This is a genomic window from Inquilinus limosus (assembly GCF_051487185.1).
GTDB lineage: Bacteria > Pseudomonadota > Alphaproteobacteria > DSM-16000 > Inquilinaceae > Inquilinus > Inquilinus limosus_F.
The window spans coordinates 1-14,389 of the sequence record NZ_JAHVDK010000044.1; the positions used below are offsets into that span (position 1 = coordinate 1).

A 14,389-nucleotide genomic window follows, 5' to 3' on the forward strand; every position below is an offset into this window, starting at 1 on the left:
CGCTGCTGCCGGAGCGGTTCCGCCACGGCGTCTTCGTCGGCCAGCACGGCTCGTGGAACCGCAAGCCGCTGAGCGGCTACAAGGTGATCTTCGTGCCGTTCTCCGGCGGCCGCCCGTCGGGCCCGCCGGTCGACGTGCTGACCGGCTTCGTCAGCGCCGACGGCGAGGCGCAGGGCCGGCCGGTCGGCGTCGCCATCGACCGCCGTGGTGCGCTGCTGGTGGCGGACGATGTCGGCAACGCCGTCTGGCGCGTCGCGCCGGCACAGCCGCAGACCGCGCAGCGGCCGTGAGATCATGGTCGAGCGCCTGCCGAGCGGCGGATCGCCGTCGATGCCGGGGGCGGGCAGCGGCTTCGTCGTCCAGGATCTGTGCCGGGCGGTTCGGTTTGGGAGCATCGGAAAGTCGGATAATATATATTATGGAAAATAAGATACGATCCTCAGAACACCTCCAATCCCGCCGCCCGTGCGGATCAGGAAGAGCTCGTCCTCGCCGCGATGGTTGTGGAACGGACAGCCGCTCTTGCCCGGCGGGACCTCGTTGTAGCTGACGCCGAGCCGGGTCAGCCCGAGGCGGTCGCCGAACGAAACATTGACCGACCGGTAGCGCTCTCCGCGCTCTCAACTCTTCAGTTCGAGATCGGCGAGATGGACGACCGGCGTCATAGAATTCCTCGTTGCGCTGCTGTCCGGCTCAGGCCACGCGGACATCCGCTCATGGTGTCGTGCCCGGGCTTGACCCGGACACCCAGAGATTGTCGGCATCTTCTGGATTGCCGGGCGAAGCCTGGCAATGACAACAAAGAGTTAAGGCAAAAACCTAAGGTAGAAGATTGCCTTAAGATACATCCCTAGCAGGTAGATTTTGTTTTTAATTTCCTTGCATCACGCCTGCGGTTCCAGCTTCACCTTGAGCCAGCCGGGTTCGCGCCGGTCGAAGGCCTCGAAGGCTTCGATCGCGGTCCCGATCGGTTCGATCTGGGTCAGCAGTGTCGCGGGGTCGATCACCCCGGCGCGGGTCAGCTCGACCAGATGCGGGATGTATTTGCGGTGGTTGCAGTTGCCCATCTTGAGGGTGAGGTTCTTGTTCATCGCCTCGCCGATCGGGAAACGCTCCGCCGCCGGCGGATAGACGCCGACGATGCCGAGCGAACCGGCCTTGGCCAGCGCCGTCACCCCCCAGGCCAGCGCCTGGCTCGGCGCGTCGCCCGGCCGCCACTGGCCGCCCCTAGGATAGGTGACGGGCGCCACCGCGGCGGCCTCTTCCTCGAATCTCCGCCTCTGCTCTTCGCTCTGCGGCGCCGCCGGGCCATGATGGGCGTGGACGGCGTCGACGCCGACGGCATCGATGACGCGGTCGACCCCGATGCCCCGGGTCAGGTCGAGGATGGTCTGAACCGGGTCCTCGCGCTCGAAATCGATCGTCTCGGCACCCTGCCGCCGGGCCATGGCCAGGCGGTCCTCGTGCCGGTCGACGGCGAAGATGCGGCCGGCCCCGATCAGCTTGGCGCTGGCGATCGCGAACTGGCCGACCGGGCCGCAGCCGAACACCGCGACCGTGTCGCCGTCGGTCACCTCCGCCAGCTCGGCCCCGAACCAGCCGGTCGGGAAGATGTCAGACATCAGGATCGCCTGGTCGTCGCTGACGTCGTCCGGGATCTTCACGAGGCCGACATGGGCGAAGGGCACCCTCGCCTTCTCGGCCTGCAGGCCGGGGATAGCGCCGTTCGCCTCCGGCCCGCCGAAGAACGCGGTGCCGGCGCGGTTGCCGCCGGGATTGGCGACGTCGCACTGGGCGTAATAGCCGGCCCGGCAGTAAACGCAGCTGCCGCAGGCGACGGTGGAGGGGATGATCACCCGATCGCCCGGCTCGATGTTGCGCACCAGCGTGCCCACCGCCTCGACCACGCCGACGCCTTCGTGGCCCAGGATCGTGCCCGGTTTCATGCCGGACACGGTGCCGCGGACGAAATGGAGGTCGGTGCCGCAGATTGCCGAGGCGGTCAGCCGCACGATTGCATCCGTCGGCTCCAGGATCTTCGGCTCGGGCACGTCGTCCAGGCGGATGTCGCCGATGCCGTGAAACACCACTGCCTTCATGGCCGTTCTCCGTCAAGGATCTGCCTGGCCAATCGGGCCGGCGGCCGATCGGTTCCGGAGCCGTCGTCCGATGGCCGGGACGACGTGCTGGGCAGGCCTAGACCCCGGCTTCGACGCGGCGCAGGACGGCGGCCTCCAGCCCGATCACCAGCTGGCCGCGCCAGCTGCGGGGATCGTCGCCGAAGCCGGCGAACTGCTCCCAGCCCCGGTCATGGCCGGACGAGACGAAGGCCGTGCCGCCGGCGGCCGCGACCAGGCTCAGCCCGCCGGCCACGTCCCAGACATTCGGGCGCTCGAAGCGCGCCACCTCCAGCAGCCCCGCCGCCACGAAGGCGCATTCGATCGCGGCCGAGCCGGTCTTGCGCGTCTCCCAGGGCAGCACCGCCCCGGGATCGAGACGCGGCTCGCCGGCCAGGCGCCGGCGCACCGCCGGGTTCGGGCCGACCTCCAGCGCCGCCCCGTCGAAGCTCAGCGGGCCGCTGCCGCAGGCATGATAGACGCCCGAGCGCAGGGCGTGGCTGGTCGAGCACCAGACGGCGCCGATCACCGGCCGGCCGCGATGCAGCACGCCGATCGAGGCGGCAAACAGCGGCAGCCCGTTGATGAAGTTGGCTGTGCCGTCGACCGGATCGATCGCCCAGACCGGACTGTCCGCGGCCGCCGGCCTGTCCTCCATCTCCTCGCCGATGATGCCGTGATCGGGGTAGAGCTCGGCGAGGCGCAGCCGGATCAGGGATTCCACCCGCTGGTCGACCTCCGAGACCGGGTCCCGGAACACGAGGTCGTCCCCCTGCCCCGCCCCCGTCTTGTACCGGATGCTGAGCGTCCGGCCGAAGGATGCGACGATCTCGGCCCCGGCCAGGCGGGCGAACTCGATCGCGGTCTCCTCCCATTGCCGCAGCAGGGCCGCGGGCAGTTCGGACCGTTCGGCTGTCGCGCTGGTCATTCGCGGTCTCCCGGGGTCAGGACGGTCACTTGCTTGGGCTCGAGGCCGATCGTCAGCGTGGCCTCGCCGCCCTCGACCACGGTGTCGTCGACATGGATGATCCCGCCGTGCGGATTCAGCTCGACATGCTTCGCCTCGGCCCGCCACAACGGTGCCTCTGTCGCCTCGGGATCCTCCAGCCAGTCGAGCATGGCCTCGCGCTTCGCCTCCGGCAGCCAGGCCACCACGAGCTTCGCCCTTCGCGCATCAGCCTCCGGCGCCAGCAGCAGGTTGGGACCGATCATCGGGATGTTCATGATCTCGACCATCAGCATCGATCCGATCAGCGGCTTTCCGTCCACAACGATATCGGCGTCGACCGGCTTGCATTTGGCGACGATGCGCCGCAGGTCTCGGCGCCTGAGCTCGGCCAGATCGGAGCCGTGCTCCTTGGCGCCTGCGTCCCGCTTGATCGCGGTCGCAAATGGGCCGATGCCAACCGCCTCGACGAAATTGCGCTCCCATCCCGGTCCCCGCACGACCCCGATCCGCAACGGCGTGCGCTTGGCATTGGGCAGGCCGGCGACAACGAAGCGCGGCTCTTCGACGATGCCAAGCGCCCGCGCGATGTTGTTGGAGCTTCCGGTCGGGATGATCGCGATGGTGTGCGGCCGCCCATGCAGCGCCCGGACGATCGTGGCGACGGTTCCGTCCCCGCCGGCGACCGCCACCAGGCTGTGCGGATTCTCCAGCGCGCGCCTGAGTTCCTTGCCTCGGACGGAGCAATGCACCGGGGCGAAGCCGGACATCTCGAGCAGGCGGACCAGCCGGTCCGGCGACCAGTCGCCGCTACCTGCCTTCGGGTTATGGAACAGCGAGACCTCCATGGCCGGTCAATCCATCCATGGCCGTTTCGGTTCCGTCCGCTTCGGCCCGGCGCGCCGCAGGGAACCATCGCCGCGGCGGCGACATTGTCGCAAGCAGAACCCGGGCCGACCGGCCGCAGGCCGCCCGGACCATCGGCCGGACAGGCCGCAAGGGCTCAAAAGCACGATGGCACCAGACGATGCAACCCGTCAGGGCGCCGGCACCGTGGCCGGCCCGCCGCGGCGGCGCATTGACCCGATCTGCCGCACCGCCGCGGCCTTGACGCCGGCGGCGGCCGAGCAAGCTCAATTCCTACAACCGCTTCGGACGCCCGCTGATCAGGACTATAGTCCGCAGAAGCCGATCGGGGCATTCTGAGACCAAAGAGGATGGAGGCATCGATGCCGGAACGAAGCGGCTTGCGACCGATGCTCTGGGTCTCCGGGCTCGTCATCATCCTGCTCGGCTTCGCCCTCGGCGCTGGCGGCGCCTGGCTGCTGCAGCTCGGCGGGTCCTGGTACTACATCGCCGCCGGCTTCGGCTTCGTCCTCACCGGTCTGCTGCTGCTGGTCCGCAGCCGCGCCGCGCTCTGGGTCTACGCCCTGGTCGTGCTCGGCACCATTGCCTGGGCGGTGGACGAGATCGGCCTCGACTGGTGGCCGCTGGCCGCGCGCGGCGACGTCGTGTTCCTGATCGGGCTGTGGCTCCTGATGCCCTGGATCACGCGCGGCTTCCGCCGCGATCCGGCGGATCCGCCGCCGGCGGCCTGGCGCGGGGCCGGGCTGCCGCTGAGCGCCGCGCTGCTGATCGGGGCAGCGATCGGCATCGCCGCCATGCTCACCGACCGGCACAGCATGCCGGGCGAGCTGCCGGCGGCCCAGGGGCCGGTGCCCCAGGATTACGGCGGCGTGCCGGACGGCGACTGGCGGGCCTATGGCCGCTCCTCCTATGGCGAGCGCTGGTCGCCCCTGACCCAGATCACGCCGGACAACATCGCCGGCCTGCAGGTCGCCTGGCATTACCGGACCGGCGACATCCGCGGCCCGAACGATCCGCAGGAGACCACCTTCGAGCTGACGCCGATCAAGGTCCGCGACACCCTCTATGTCTGCACACCGCACAATTTCGTGATCGCGCTGGATGCCGAGACCGGCCGCGAGAAATGGCGCTACGACCCCAAGATCTCGCAGTCGAAGAACCTGCAGCACCTGACCTGCCGCGGCGTCTCCTACCACGAGGCGGCGGGCGCCCAGGCCACACCATCCGGCGACTGCAGCCGCCGCATCTTCATGCCGACCGCCGATGCGCGGCTGATCGCGCTCGACGCCGACACCGGCCAGCCCTGCCCCGGCTTCGGCCAGAACGGGCAGATCGACCTGTGGGACGGCATGCCGGAGCGGCAGGAGGGCATGTACTATTCGACCTCGCCGCCGGTGGTGACCCGCGACCTCGTCATCGTCGCCGGCAATGTCAGCGACAATGTCTCGGTCAAGATGCCGTCCGGCGTGATCCGCGCCTATGACGCGACCACCGGCCGGCTGGTCTGGGCCTGGGACCCCGGCCGTCCGGACCGGACCGAACCGCTTGACCCCGGCGAGACCTATGTCGCCAGCTCGCCCAACAGCTGGAGCATCTCCAGCGCCGACGAGGCGCTGGGGCTGATCTACATCCCGATGGGCAACCAGCCACCCGACCAGTGGGGCGGCATGCGCACGCCGGAGGCCGAGCGCACTTCCAGCGCGATCGTGGCGCTGGAGATCGCCACCGGCCGGCCGCGCTGGGTGTTCCAGACCGTGCATCACGACCTGTGGGACATGGATATCGGCTCGCAGCCCAGCGTGGTCGATCTCGACATGCCGACGGGCAAGGTCCCGGCCCTGGTGGCGCCGACCAAGCGCGGCGACATCTACGTCCTCGACCGCCGCACCGGCGAGCCGATCATCCCGGTGGAGGAGCGGCCGGTGCCGCAGGGCGCGGCCGAGGGCGACCGCACGGCGCCGACCCAGCCCTTCTCCGCCCTCACCTTCACGCCCGACCGTCCGCTCGAGGAGCGCGACGCGTGGGGCATGACGATGTTCGACCAGCTGCTGTGCCGGATCCAGTTCCGGTCGCTGCGCTACGAGGGCATCTTCACGCCGCCGTCGGAGCAGGGATCGCTGGTCTATCCCGGCAATTTCGGCGTCTTCGACTGGGGCGGCATCGCCGTCGACCCGGTGCGCCAGGTGGCCTTCGCCAATCCCGACTACATGGCCTTCGTCGACCGGCTGATCCGGCGGCAGCAGGGGGAAGGCCAGCAGGAGAGCGCGCAGGAACCGGCCAGCGGGTCGGACATCCAGGGCACGCAGGAGACCGGCGGCGTCAATCCGAACCACGGCGCGCCCTTCATGGTGGCGCTGAACGCCTTCCTGTCGCCGCTCGGCCTGCCCTGCCAGGCGCCGCCCTGGGGCTATGTCGCCGGGGTCGACCTGCGCAGCGGCAAGATCGTCTATAGGCACAAGAACGGAACGATCCGCGACAGCTCGCCGGTGCCCCTGCCCTTCAAGATGGGGGTGCCCAGCCTCGGCGGGCCGATCATGACCGCGGGCGGCGTCGCCTTCCTGACCTCGACCCTCGACCAGTACATCCGCGCCTACGACGTGACCACCGGCCGCCAGCTCTGGGAGGACCGGTTGCCCGCAGGGGCGCAGGCCACGCCGATGACCTACCGTTCGGAGCAGAGCGGGCGGCAATTCGTGGTGGTGGCCGCGGGCGGGCACGGCTCGCTCGGCACCCGCGCCGGGGATTCGATCATCGCCTACGCGTTGCCGCGGTGAACGGGCAGGGCCGGCCCCGCGATGCCGCGGGCCGGCCCTGATAGCTGCGCAATCCGGCGGGTCAGCCGCCGCAGCGGGTGGCGTATTCCTGGTCCGCCGCCTGGATCCGCTGCTCGAATTGCTGCAGATCCTGCGCGGTCAGCTGCAGCTGCGTCTGGCAGGTCCGATAGATCGCGTTCAGGCGTTTGGACTCGGCGATCAGCCCCATGCCGGTCCGGCACTGGTCCGCCATCGGCGCATTGGCCTGGTTGCGCAGGGCCTGGGTCGCGGTGCGGACCTTCTCCGACTGGACCTGGGCGTCCGTCTGGCAGTCGGCGAAGGCTGGAGAGGCGGCGAGGACCGCCGCGGCAGCGAGAAGCACGAGTTTCACGGGATCTCTCCCCATAAGGCTGGCAGGGTTCGCCTCCGCTCCGCTGTGGCGGAGGACAAATAGGCAATGATCGAGCCGCCGCGATTGTTCCGTCCTGCACCGCGACAAAGTCTGGACGCCCGCCGATTGGCAGTCAGCGCCGTCTCCGGCTCAGAGCCTGTCGAAATCGATGAATGTTAGTCCTGGTTCTTCAGCCGCTATATCGGACGAATCATAATCTCGACGGTTGCTTATCATTTGATAGCCAAGGACATCGATAGCGAGCCGTTTCGCTGAAATCTGGGAAAGTTATGCAACTATATTGCTGCCCGGGCGGAGAGGAAAAGCACTTTTAACGGAACAGTCGGGCGGGCTGTTGGTTTCGTCTGTAATCAGTCGCACGCAACAGGGACGCTCTCCGATGCCGGCCATCTCAGCCGCGACCGAGCGACAGTTTCTGGCGACCGTCGCTCCTTGCATCCCGGATCTCCGGCGCTATGCGGTCAGCCTGACCCGCAACCGCGCAGATGCCGACGACCTGATCCAGGAGACATTGCTGCGGGCTGCACTCAAGCTCCATCTGTGGCGACCTGGCAGCAACATCGTCGCCTGGCTCATCGTCATGATGCGCCGTCTCCACCTCTCGAAATTCGTCTCGGGCAAGCGCAACCAGACCGAGATGGTCCCGATCGAAGGCTGGGACCTCCCGGCTCCGGCCAGCCAGCCCGATGCGATCGAGGTGCGGGAGCTGGAGGCGCGCTGGCCCAACCTGTCGCGCAGCCACCGCGAGGTGCTGCGCCTAGTCGCCATCGGCGGCGCCTCCTACGAGGAGGCCGCCGAGCGCCTGCATGTGCCGATCGGCACCATCCGCTCGCGCCTGGCGCGGGCGCGCAACGCCCTGCGCGGGGACGACCGCCCGGTCCACTAGGCCACCCTGGTGATCGCCCCAACTCCGGCGTCGACAGGTGCAGCACCTGATAGAGGACCTCGTCCGTCGTCGAGGCCGCACTACGCCAGCGACTGCAGGTCGCCGCAGATGCTGATCGCCTGGCCGGAGATGGTGCGGCCGCGCGGCGAGGCCAGCAGCAGGATCTGGTCGGCTAGCTGGCGCGGCTGGATCAGCTCGTGGATCGAGGCCTGCGCCAGGGCTTGCGCCTGCATCTCCTCCGGCGTGATGCCGCGCTGCGCCGCCTTGGCCGCGAAGACCCGGCGGATGCGGTCGCCCTCGACGATGCCGGGCTGGATCGCGTTGACCCGGATGCCGAGGCCCCCGAGCTCCATCGACAGCGACTTGGTGAATCCCACCACCGCCCATTTCGACGCCGCATAGGGCGAGCGCAGCGGGAAGCCCAGCCGCCCGGCCGAGGAGGACAGGTTGATGATGCTGGCATTGCCGCTCTTCGCCAGATGCGGCACGGCCAGGCGGGTGCAGTTGAACTGGCCGGTGATGTTGACCGTGAGCGTCCGGTCCCATTCCTCCGGATCGATCTGGTCGACCCGGCCGGTGGGGCCGGCGATGCCGACATTGTTGACCAGGCAGTCCAGCCCGCCCAGCGCCGCCAGCGCCTCGTCGAACAGCTTGGCCACGGCCGCGCGGTCGGAGACGTCGGCCGACGTCGTGCTGATCGCCGGGCTTTCCGCCGCCAGCGCCGCGAGCGCCGCCGAGTCGACGTCGCAGACATGCACCCGCGCCCCCTCCTCCACGAAGGCGCGGGTGATCTCCCGCCCGATGCCGGACGCGCCGGCGGTGACCAGGACGCGCAGGCCCTTGATGCCGAGATCCATGGCGTTTCCTCCTTGCTCGTTTTTCAGTCCGGCAGCCGGCCGGTCGCCGCGATGAAGCGGGCGGCGTTCTCGATATCCGCGGTCAGCGCCGCCCGGGCCGCCGGCCCGTCCCGCGCCGCGATCGCCGCGACGCAATCGGCGTGGAACCCCTCCGCCCCGCCGTCGACCAGGCGCTCGGTCGAGGATTTGAGGTCCAGGTTGATCACCGGCCCAACCTTGAGCCAGAGCCCTTCGATGATGGCGACCAGCGACGGCAGGCCGGTCGCAGCGTAGATGGCGAAGTGCAGCTCCTTGTTCAGCCGCAGCGCCGCGATTGCATCCGCCTCGGGCGCCTTGACCTCGCGCCGGAACGCCTCGTCCAGCCGGCGGATCTCGGCCAGCTCGGTCTCCGAGCGGTTCGCCGCCGCCTGCTCCGCGGCGAAGCCTTCGATGGCGAGGCGGACGGTGGTCAGCTCGCGGAACTTGGCGCGGGTCATCACCGGCACGGTGACCGCCCGGTTCGGCAGCACCGCCAGGGCATCGTCGGCGACCAGCCGGGTCACCGCCTCGCGCACCGGCATGATCGAGACGCCGAGCGTCGCCGCCACGCTGCGCAGCGACAGCTTCTCGCCCGGGGCCACGGCGCCGGAGAGCAGCAGCTCGCGCAGCGCCTCATAGGCGCGCTCGCCGAGCGTCACCCGCTCGATCCGCGCCATGCCGGCCAGCCCCGTGCTCATCCTTCAGACCATCCTTCCGGGACTCGACAAGCCTCCCGATTTCGTCCAGCCTAACTGTGATCACAGATCACGGCAAGCGCAGCACAGACCGCGCGGCCGTGGCTCGAACGGACGAAGACCGCGCCAAGCCGGCGTCTGACGAGGGAGGATCCTAATGCCTGGAAACCATCGTTTCACCCGCCGTGCCCTGCTGCGGGGCGCCGCTTCCACCGCCGCCGTCGCCGCCATCGGAATGCCCGCCATCGTCCGCGCCCAGGCGGATGCGCTGCGCATCGGCCATCTGACGCCGCGTACCGGCTTCCTCGGCCCGCTCGGCGAATACGCCGTGATGGCGGTGCAGCTCGCGGCCGAGGAGATCAACGCCGCCGGCGGCGTGCTGGGCCGGCCGATCGAGCTGATCATCGAGGATTCGGTCAACCCCCAGACCGCCTCGGCCAAGGCCGAACGGCTGGTCGAGCGCGACAAGGTGGCGGCGATCGTCGGCGAGATCTCCTCCGCCTCCGGCCTCGCCATCTCCCAGGTGGCGCAGCGCAGCAGGACCCTGTTCTTCAACACCGGCTGCAACTCCGACGCGCTGCGCGGTTCCGACTGCAAGCGCTTCATGTTCCATGTCGAGGGCGCCAACTCGATGTATGTGAAGTCGGTCGGGCGGGCGCTGCTGCAGAACGGGCTGGTGAAGGGCAAGCGCTGGTATTCGCTGACCGCCGACTACGCCTTCGGCCACGACCTCTTGAAGGTGGCCAAGCGCTTCATGGAGCAGAATGGCGGCGAATTCGCCGCCGACGAGCTGGTGCCGACCGACGCCACCGACTTCTCCGCCTATCTCCTGAAGATGCGGCAGGCGGCGCCGGACCTGGTGATCTCCAACCTGGCCGGCAACCAGATCACCAACTTCATCAAGCAATATGCCGAATACGGCCTGTCCTTCCCGGTCGCCGGCTTCGGCTTCGACACTGCGGTCGCCTGGGGCGCCGGCGAGGGCAACTTCCTCGGCACCTGGCCGTCGCTCTGGCACCACAAGGTCGACACCCCGGCCTCGAAGGCCTTCGTCGAGGCCTTCACCCAGAAATACGGCAAGCCTCCGGAGAACCAGGCCTGGGGCGACTACAACGCGCTGAAGATCCTCGCCCGCGCCATCACCGAGACCAAGTCGGCCGACAGCCCGAAGATCGTCGAATACCTGGAGAAGGGCGCCAAGTTCGACGTGATGAAGACGCGCGAGAGCTATTTCCGCGCCCGCGACCACCAGCTGATGACCGAGCTCTACGCCATCACGGCCCTGCCGCCGGACGAGGTGGAGAACCAGTGGGACATCTTCACCTCCTCGCCGCCGGTCCCGGGCCCGGAGGAGCCGCTGGAGGCGATCGCGCCGACCGAGGAAGAGGCCGCCTGCATGATGCCGGCCTGACGGAACCGCCGGTGTTCGTCGCCCTCCTCACCGAGCAGATCGTCAACGGCCTCTTCACTGGCGCGATCACGTTGCTGATTGCGCTGGGCCTGTCGCTGATCTTCAGCCTCGGCGGCATCGTCAACTTGGCCCATGGCGCCTTCTACGCCATCGGCGCCTACGTCGCGGTGTCGCTGACGCCGAGCATCGGCTATGGCGGGTCGTTGATCGCGGCCCCAGTGGCGGTCGGGCTGCTGGGGCTGCTGCTGGAACGCTTCCTGTTCCGCCGCTTCTATCGGGCGGACCCGATCCTGTCGCTGCTGCTGACCTTCGGCCTGGCCATGGTGATCGAGCAGCTGCTGCGCATGGGCTTCGGCGCGTCGCCCCTGCCCTACAGCATCCCGCGGGCGCTGCGCGGCCAGTTCTTCCTCGGCGATTTCGTGCTGTCGCGCTACCGGCTGACCATCCTGGCCGGCGTCGTCGTCATCGTCGCGGCGCTGTGGTGGCTGCTGCAGCGCACCGCCTTCGGCCGGGTGGTGCGCGCCGGGGTGCAGAACCCCGACATGGTCGGCGCGCTCGGCATCTCGCTGGCCCCCTATATGGGCGCCGTGGTCTTCCTCGGCGTCGGCCTCGCGGCTTTGGCCGGGGTGATGCTGGCGCCGATCGCCGGCGTCCACCCCGCCATGGGCACGGAGATCCTGACCGGGGCCTTCGTCGTCGTGGTCATCGGCGGACTTGGCTCTTTCTGGGGCGTCGTCCTGGCCGCCCTGATCGTCGGCGCGCTGCGCGGGGTGATGGTGACGGTCTACCCCTCCGCCGCCGAGGCCGCGGTCTATGCGCTGATGGCGCTCGTCCTGCTGCTGCGCCCGCGCGGCCTGTTCGGCGAGCGCATCCTGCGCTTCGAATGAGGGTGCCGGGATGAGAAAGCGCAGGGACAGCCTCGCCCTCGTCACCGCTGCGCTCGGGCTGGCGCTGCTGCCCTGGCTGCTTCTGGCGGTCGGGCTCACCCTGACCTCGGCGATCGATGTGGTGGTCTTCGCCACCGCCTGCCTCGGGCTGAACATCCTGGTCGGGCGCACCGGCCTCGTCTCCTTCGGCCATGGTGCCTGGTTCGGCCTCGCCGCCTATGCCGCGGCCCTGGCGCAGCTGCACTGGTTTCCGGGCGGGATCGTGCTGCCCGGACTGTTCGCCGTCGCCTTCGTCCTGGTCGCCGCCGCCGTCGCCGGCGTTCTCGTCCTGCGGCGGCGCGGCGTCTATTTCTCGCTGCTGACACTGGCGCTGACCGCCCTGCTCTACGCCGTCGCCTTCCGCTGGACCGCCCTGACCGGCGGCGAGAACGGCCTCGGCGGGCTGCAGCGCGGCACGCTGCTGGGCCTCGATCTCGGCGACGCCTGGGCCTACTACGCCGTCGTCGCCGCGGTCGGCTTCGCCGTCGTCGTCGCGCTGCGCCGCTTCCACGCCTCGCCGGCCGGCACGGTCCTGGTGGCGATCCGCGAGAACGAGCAGCGGGCGCGCTTCATCGGCTATCCGACCACCCGCTACAAGCTGCTGGGCTTCGTCCTGTCGGCCGGCATCACCGGCCTTGCCGGGGTGATGTCGGTGTTCAACCACCGCTTCGCCTCGGCCGACCCGCTGTCGATCGCCTTCTCCGGCGAGCTGCTGGCCATGGTGGTGATCGGCGGCATGCGCAGCTTCCTGGGGCCGGCGCTGGGGGCGCTGTTCTTCATCCTGTTCCGGGAGTTCCTGTCGATCTGGACGCCGGACTGGCTGCTGTGGTTCGGGCTGCTCTTCGTCGGCTTCATCCTGTTCTCGCCGACCGGCCTGGTCGGCATCGCCGGGCGCGTCCTCGCCGCGCTCCGCCCGCCGCCGTCGGAAGCCGCAGCGATGGCCGGTCGGCAGGCGGGGGCCGCCGGCGCTCTGCCGGACTTCCTGCGCCCGGCCGACCACGGCGACGGGCCGGTCCTCGTCGCCTCCGGGCTGGCCAAGCACTTCGGCGGCATTCGGGCGGTGGAAAGGGTCGACATCGCCGTCCGCGACCGGTCGCTGCACGCCCTGATCGGGCCGAACGGCGCCGGCAAGACCACGGCGTTCAACCTGCTCTCCGGCATGTTCACGCCCGATGCCGGCGGCGTCGCGCTGAAGGGCCGCGACATCGCCGGCCTGGCGCCGGAACGGATCTGCGCCGCCGGCATCGGCCGGTCGTTCCAGATCACCAACCTGTTCCCGGCGCTGAGCGTCGAGGAGAATCTGCGGCTCGCCGTGCAGGCGCGGCATCCGCAGCGTTTCGATCCCTGGCGTGGAGCGCATGCGATCCCTGAGATCGAGGCCGAGACCGCGGAGCTGCTGCGCTATCTCGGCCTGGCAGGGATCGAGCGGGCCGAGGCCGGCACCCTGTCCTATGGCGGGCAGCGCCTGCTCGACATGGGGCTGGCGCTCGCCACCCGGCCCCGTCTGCTGCTGCTCGACGAGCCGCTGGCCGGCCTGGCGGCGGCGGAGCGGCAGCGCGTCGGCGACATCGTCAAGCACATCTCCGCCGACATCCCGGTGCTGCTGGTCGAGCACGACCTCGACCGCGTCTTCCAGATCGCCGATGCCGTGACGGTGATGAACGAGGGCCGGGTGCTGGTCGACGGCACGGTCGAAGACGCCCGTGGCGACCCCCGGGTGCAGGAGGTCTATATCGGCTCCGGCGCCGCCGCGGTGGCGGCGAAGCCGAGGCCCAGCGCCGCCGAGCCCGAAACCTTGCTGGGCCTGGACGGGGTCAACACCTTCTACGGCAAGAGCCACATCCTGGCCGATGTCGCCTTCGCCGTGCACCGGCACGAGATCGTGGCGCTGCTGGGCCGCAACGGCGCCGGCAAGTCGACCCTGCTGAAGTCCCTGATTGGCATCGCCCCGCCCGCCGCCGGCAGCATCCGGCTCGACGGCGCCGAGATCGCCGGTCTGCCGCCGGCCGCGATCGCGCGGCTGGGCATCGGCTATGTGCCGCAGGGCCGCGGCCTGTTCGCCGGCATGACGGTCGCCGAGAATCTCGGCCTGGGCCGGTCGCAGCGGCGAAGCGGCCATGGCACGCATTGGGATCTCGACCGGATCTTCGAGTATTTCCCGCGGATCCGGGAACGGCTGCACACCCCGGCCGACTATCTCTCCGGCGGCGAGCAGCAGATGGTGGCGGTGGCCCGCGCGTTGTCCGGCGACGTCCGGGTGCTGCTGCTGGACGAGCCCTTCGAGGGGCTGGCCCCGGCGGTGGTCGAGCAGCTGTTCGAGAGCTTCGACCGGCTGCGCCGCGAGCTGTCGATCGTCATCGTCGACCACAATCTGGACCTGGCGCTCGCCCTGTCCGATCGTACCGTGGCGCTGGAGCGGGGCCGGGTGATCCATGCCGGCCCGTCGCAGGCGCTGCGGGACGACCTCGACCTGCGCCGCAAGGTGCTCTGGCTGTGAACGG

11 protein-coding genes and 1 pseudogene are annotated in these 14,389 nt (G+C 69.6%); 6 read left to right on the forward strand and 6 right to left on the reverse strand.

Annotated elements, in window-relative coordinates; genetic code table 11:
• Positions 1-290 (forward strand): annotated as a pseudogene (locus tag KXR53_RS33250) (sorbosone dehydrogenase family protein); the annotation flags it as partial.
• 594 nt (positions 291-884) lie between these two features.
• Here the strand turns inward: KXR53_RS33250 and KXR53_RS33255 are convergent.
• The 3 genes from KXR53_RS33255 to KXR53_RS33265 form a co-directional block, all read right to left on the reverse strand.
• On the reverse strand, positions 885-2,099 hold the full coding sequence (locus KXR53_RS33255; RefSeq protein ID WP_437379920.1) for a zinc-dependent alcohol dehydrogenase: 1,215 nt from the start codon (positions 2,097-2,099) through the stop codon (positions 885-887).
• Positions 2,100-2,196: 97 nt separating this feature from the next.
• Positions 2,197-3,045: an inositol monophosphatase family protein gene (locus KXR53_RS33260; protein ID WP_437379921.1), complete on the reverse strand. Its 849-nt coding sequence runs from the start codon at positions 3,043-3,045 to the stop codon at positions 2,197-2,199.
• On the reverse strand, positions 3,042-3,911 hold the full coding sequence (locus KXR53_RS33265; RefSeq protein ID WP_437379922.1) for a diacylglycerol/lipid kinase family protein: 870 nt from the start codon (positions 3,909-3,911) through the stop codon (positions 3,042-3,044). Before KXR53_RS33265 ends, KXR53_RS33260 begins: the two co-directional genes overlap by 4 nt.
• A 381-nt stretch (positions 3,912-4,292) precedes the next feature.
• Between KXR53_RS33265 and KXR53_RS33270 the strand changes: the two genes are divergently transcribed.
• On the forward strand, positions 4,293-6,704 hold the full coding sequence (locus KXR53_RS33270; protein WP_437379923.1) for a glucose/quinate/shikimate family membrane-bound PQQ-dependent dehydrogenase: 2,412 nt from the start codon (positions 4,293-4,295) through the stop codon (positions 6,702-6,704).
• A gap of 61 nt (positions 6,705-6,765) precedes the next feature.
• Here KXR53_RS33270 and KXR53_RS33275 read toward each other — a convergent pair whose 3' ends face one another.
• The gene (locus tag KXR53_RS33275; protein ID WP_437379924.1) at positions 6,766-7,074 is read right to left on the reverse strand and encodes a hypothetical protein; all 309 of its coding nucleotides are present in this window, start codon (positions 7,072-7,074) and stop codon (positions 6,766-6,768) included.
• A 400-nt stretch (positions 7,075-7,474) separates the two neighbouring features.
• On the opposite strand from KXR53_RS33275, the gene KXR53_RS33280 reads away from it, so the two are divergent.
• The gene (locus tag KXR53_RS33280) at positions 7,475-7,981 is read left to right on the forward strand and encodes an RNA polymerase sigma factor (protein WP_437379925.1); all 507 of its coding nucleotides are present in this window, start codon (positions 7,475-7,477) and stop codon (positions 7,979-7,981) included.
• 80 nt (positions 7,982-8,061) lie between these two features.
• Here KXR53_RS33280 and KXR53_RS33285 read toward each other — a convergent pair whose 3' ends face one another.
• Both KXR53_RS33285 and KXR53_RS33290 read right to left on the reverse strand, forming a co-directional pair.
• Positions 8,062-8,838, reverse strand: coding sequence for an SDR family oxidoreductase (locus tag KXR53_RS33285; protein WP_437379926.1), 777 nt, complete (start codon positions 8,836-8,838; stop codon positions 8,062-8,064).
• 23 nt (positions 8,839-8,861) lie between these two features.
• Positions 8,862-9,554 carry a GntR family transcriptional regulator gene (locus KXR53_RS33290; protein WP_437379927.1) on the reverse strand — a complete coding sequence of 231 codons (693 nt, stop codon included), beginning with the start codon at positions 9,552-9,554 and terminating at the stop codon, positions 8,862-8,864.
• 154 nt (positions 9,555-9,708) lie between these two features.
• Here KXR53_RS33290 and KXR53_RS33295 point away from each other — a divergent pair, with 154 nt between their 5' ends.
• Genes KXR53_RS33295 through KXR53_RS33305 form a run of 3 tightly spaced genes read left to right on the forward strand, consistent with a single transcriptional unit; the run spans position 9,709 to position 14,385 of the window.
• Positions 9,709-10,962: an ABC transporter substrate-binding protein gene (locus tag KXR53_RS33295; protein ID WP_437379928.1), complete on the forward strand. Its 1,254-nt coding sequence runs from the start codon at positions 9,709-9,711 to the stop codon at positions 10,960-10,962.
• 11 nt (positions 10,963-10,973) lie between these two features.
• Positions 10,974-11,849: a branched-chain amino acid ABC transporter permease gene (locus KXR53_RS33300; protein WP_437379929.1), complete on the forward strand. Its 876-nt coding sequence runs from the start codon at positions 10,974-10,976 to the stop codon at positions 11,847-11,849.
• Between the two features lie 10 nt (positions 11,850-11,859).
• Positions 11,860-14,385, forward strand: coding sequence for a branched-chain amino acid ABC transporter ATP-binding protein/permease (locus KXR53_RS33305; RefSeq protein ID WP_437379930.1), 2,526 nt, complete (start codon positions 11,860-11,862; stop codon positions 14,383-14,385).
• The last annotated feature ends 4 nt before the right edge of the window (positions 14,386-14,389 follow it).

Bases quoted from the DNA above. Each gene is read 5' to 3' on its own strand.
- KXR53_RS33255 (WP_437379920.1), bottom strand. From the start codon at position 2,099: ATGAAGGCAGTGGTGTTTCACGGCATCGGCGACATCCGCCTGGACGAC.
- KXR53_RS33260 (WP_437379921.1), bottom strand. From the start codon at position 3,045: ATGACCAGCGCGACAGCCGAACGGTCCGAACTGCCCGCGGCCCTGCTG.
- KXR53_RS33265 (WP_437379922.1), bottom strand. From the start codon at position 3,911: ATGGAGGTCTCGCTGTTCCATAACCCGAAGGCAGGTAGCGGCGACTGG.
- KXR53_RS33270 (WP_437379923.1), top strand. From the start codon at position 4,293: ATGCCGGAACGAAGCGGCTTGCGACCGATGCTCTGGGTCTCCGGGCTC.
- KXR53_RS33280 (WP_437379925.1), top strand. From the start codon at position 7,475: ATGCCGGCCATCTCAGCCGCGACCGAGCGACAGTTTCTGGCGACCGTC.
- KXR53_RS33285 (WP_437379926.1), bottom strand. From the start codon at position 8,838: ATGGATCTCGGCATCAAGGGCCTGCGCGTCCTGGTCACCGCCGGCGCG.
- KXR53_RS33290 (WP_437379927.1), bottom strand. From the start codon at position 9,554: ATGAGCACGGGGCTGGCCGGCATGGCGCGGATCGAGCGGGTGACGCTC.
- KXR53_RS33295 (WP_437379928.1), top strand. From the start codon at position 9,709: ATGCCTGGAAACCATCGTTTCACCCGCCGTGCCCTGCTGCGGGGCGCC.
- KXR53_RS33305 (WP_437379930.1), top strand. From the start codon at position 11,860: ATGAGAAAGCGCAGGGACAGCCTCGCCCTCGTCACCGCTGCGCTCGGG.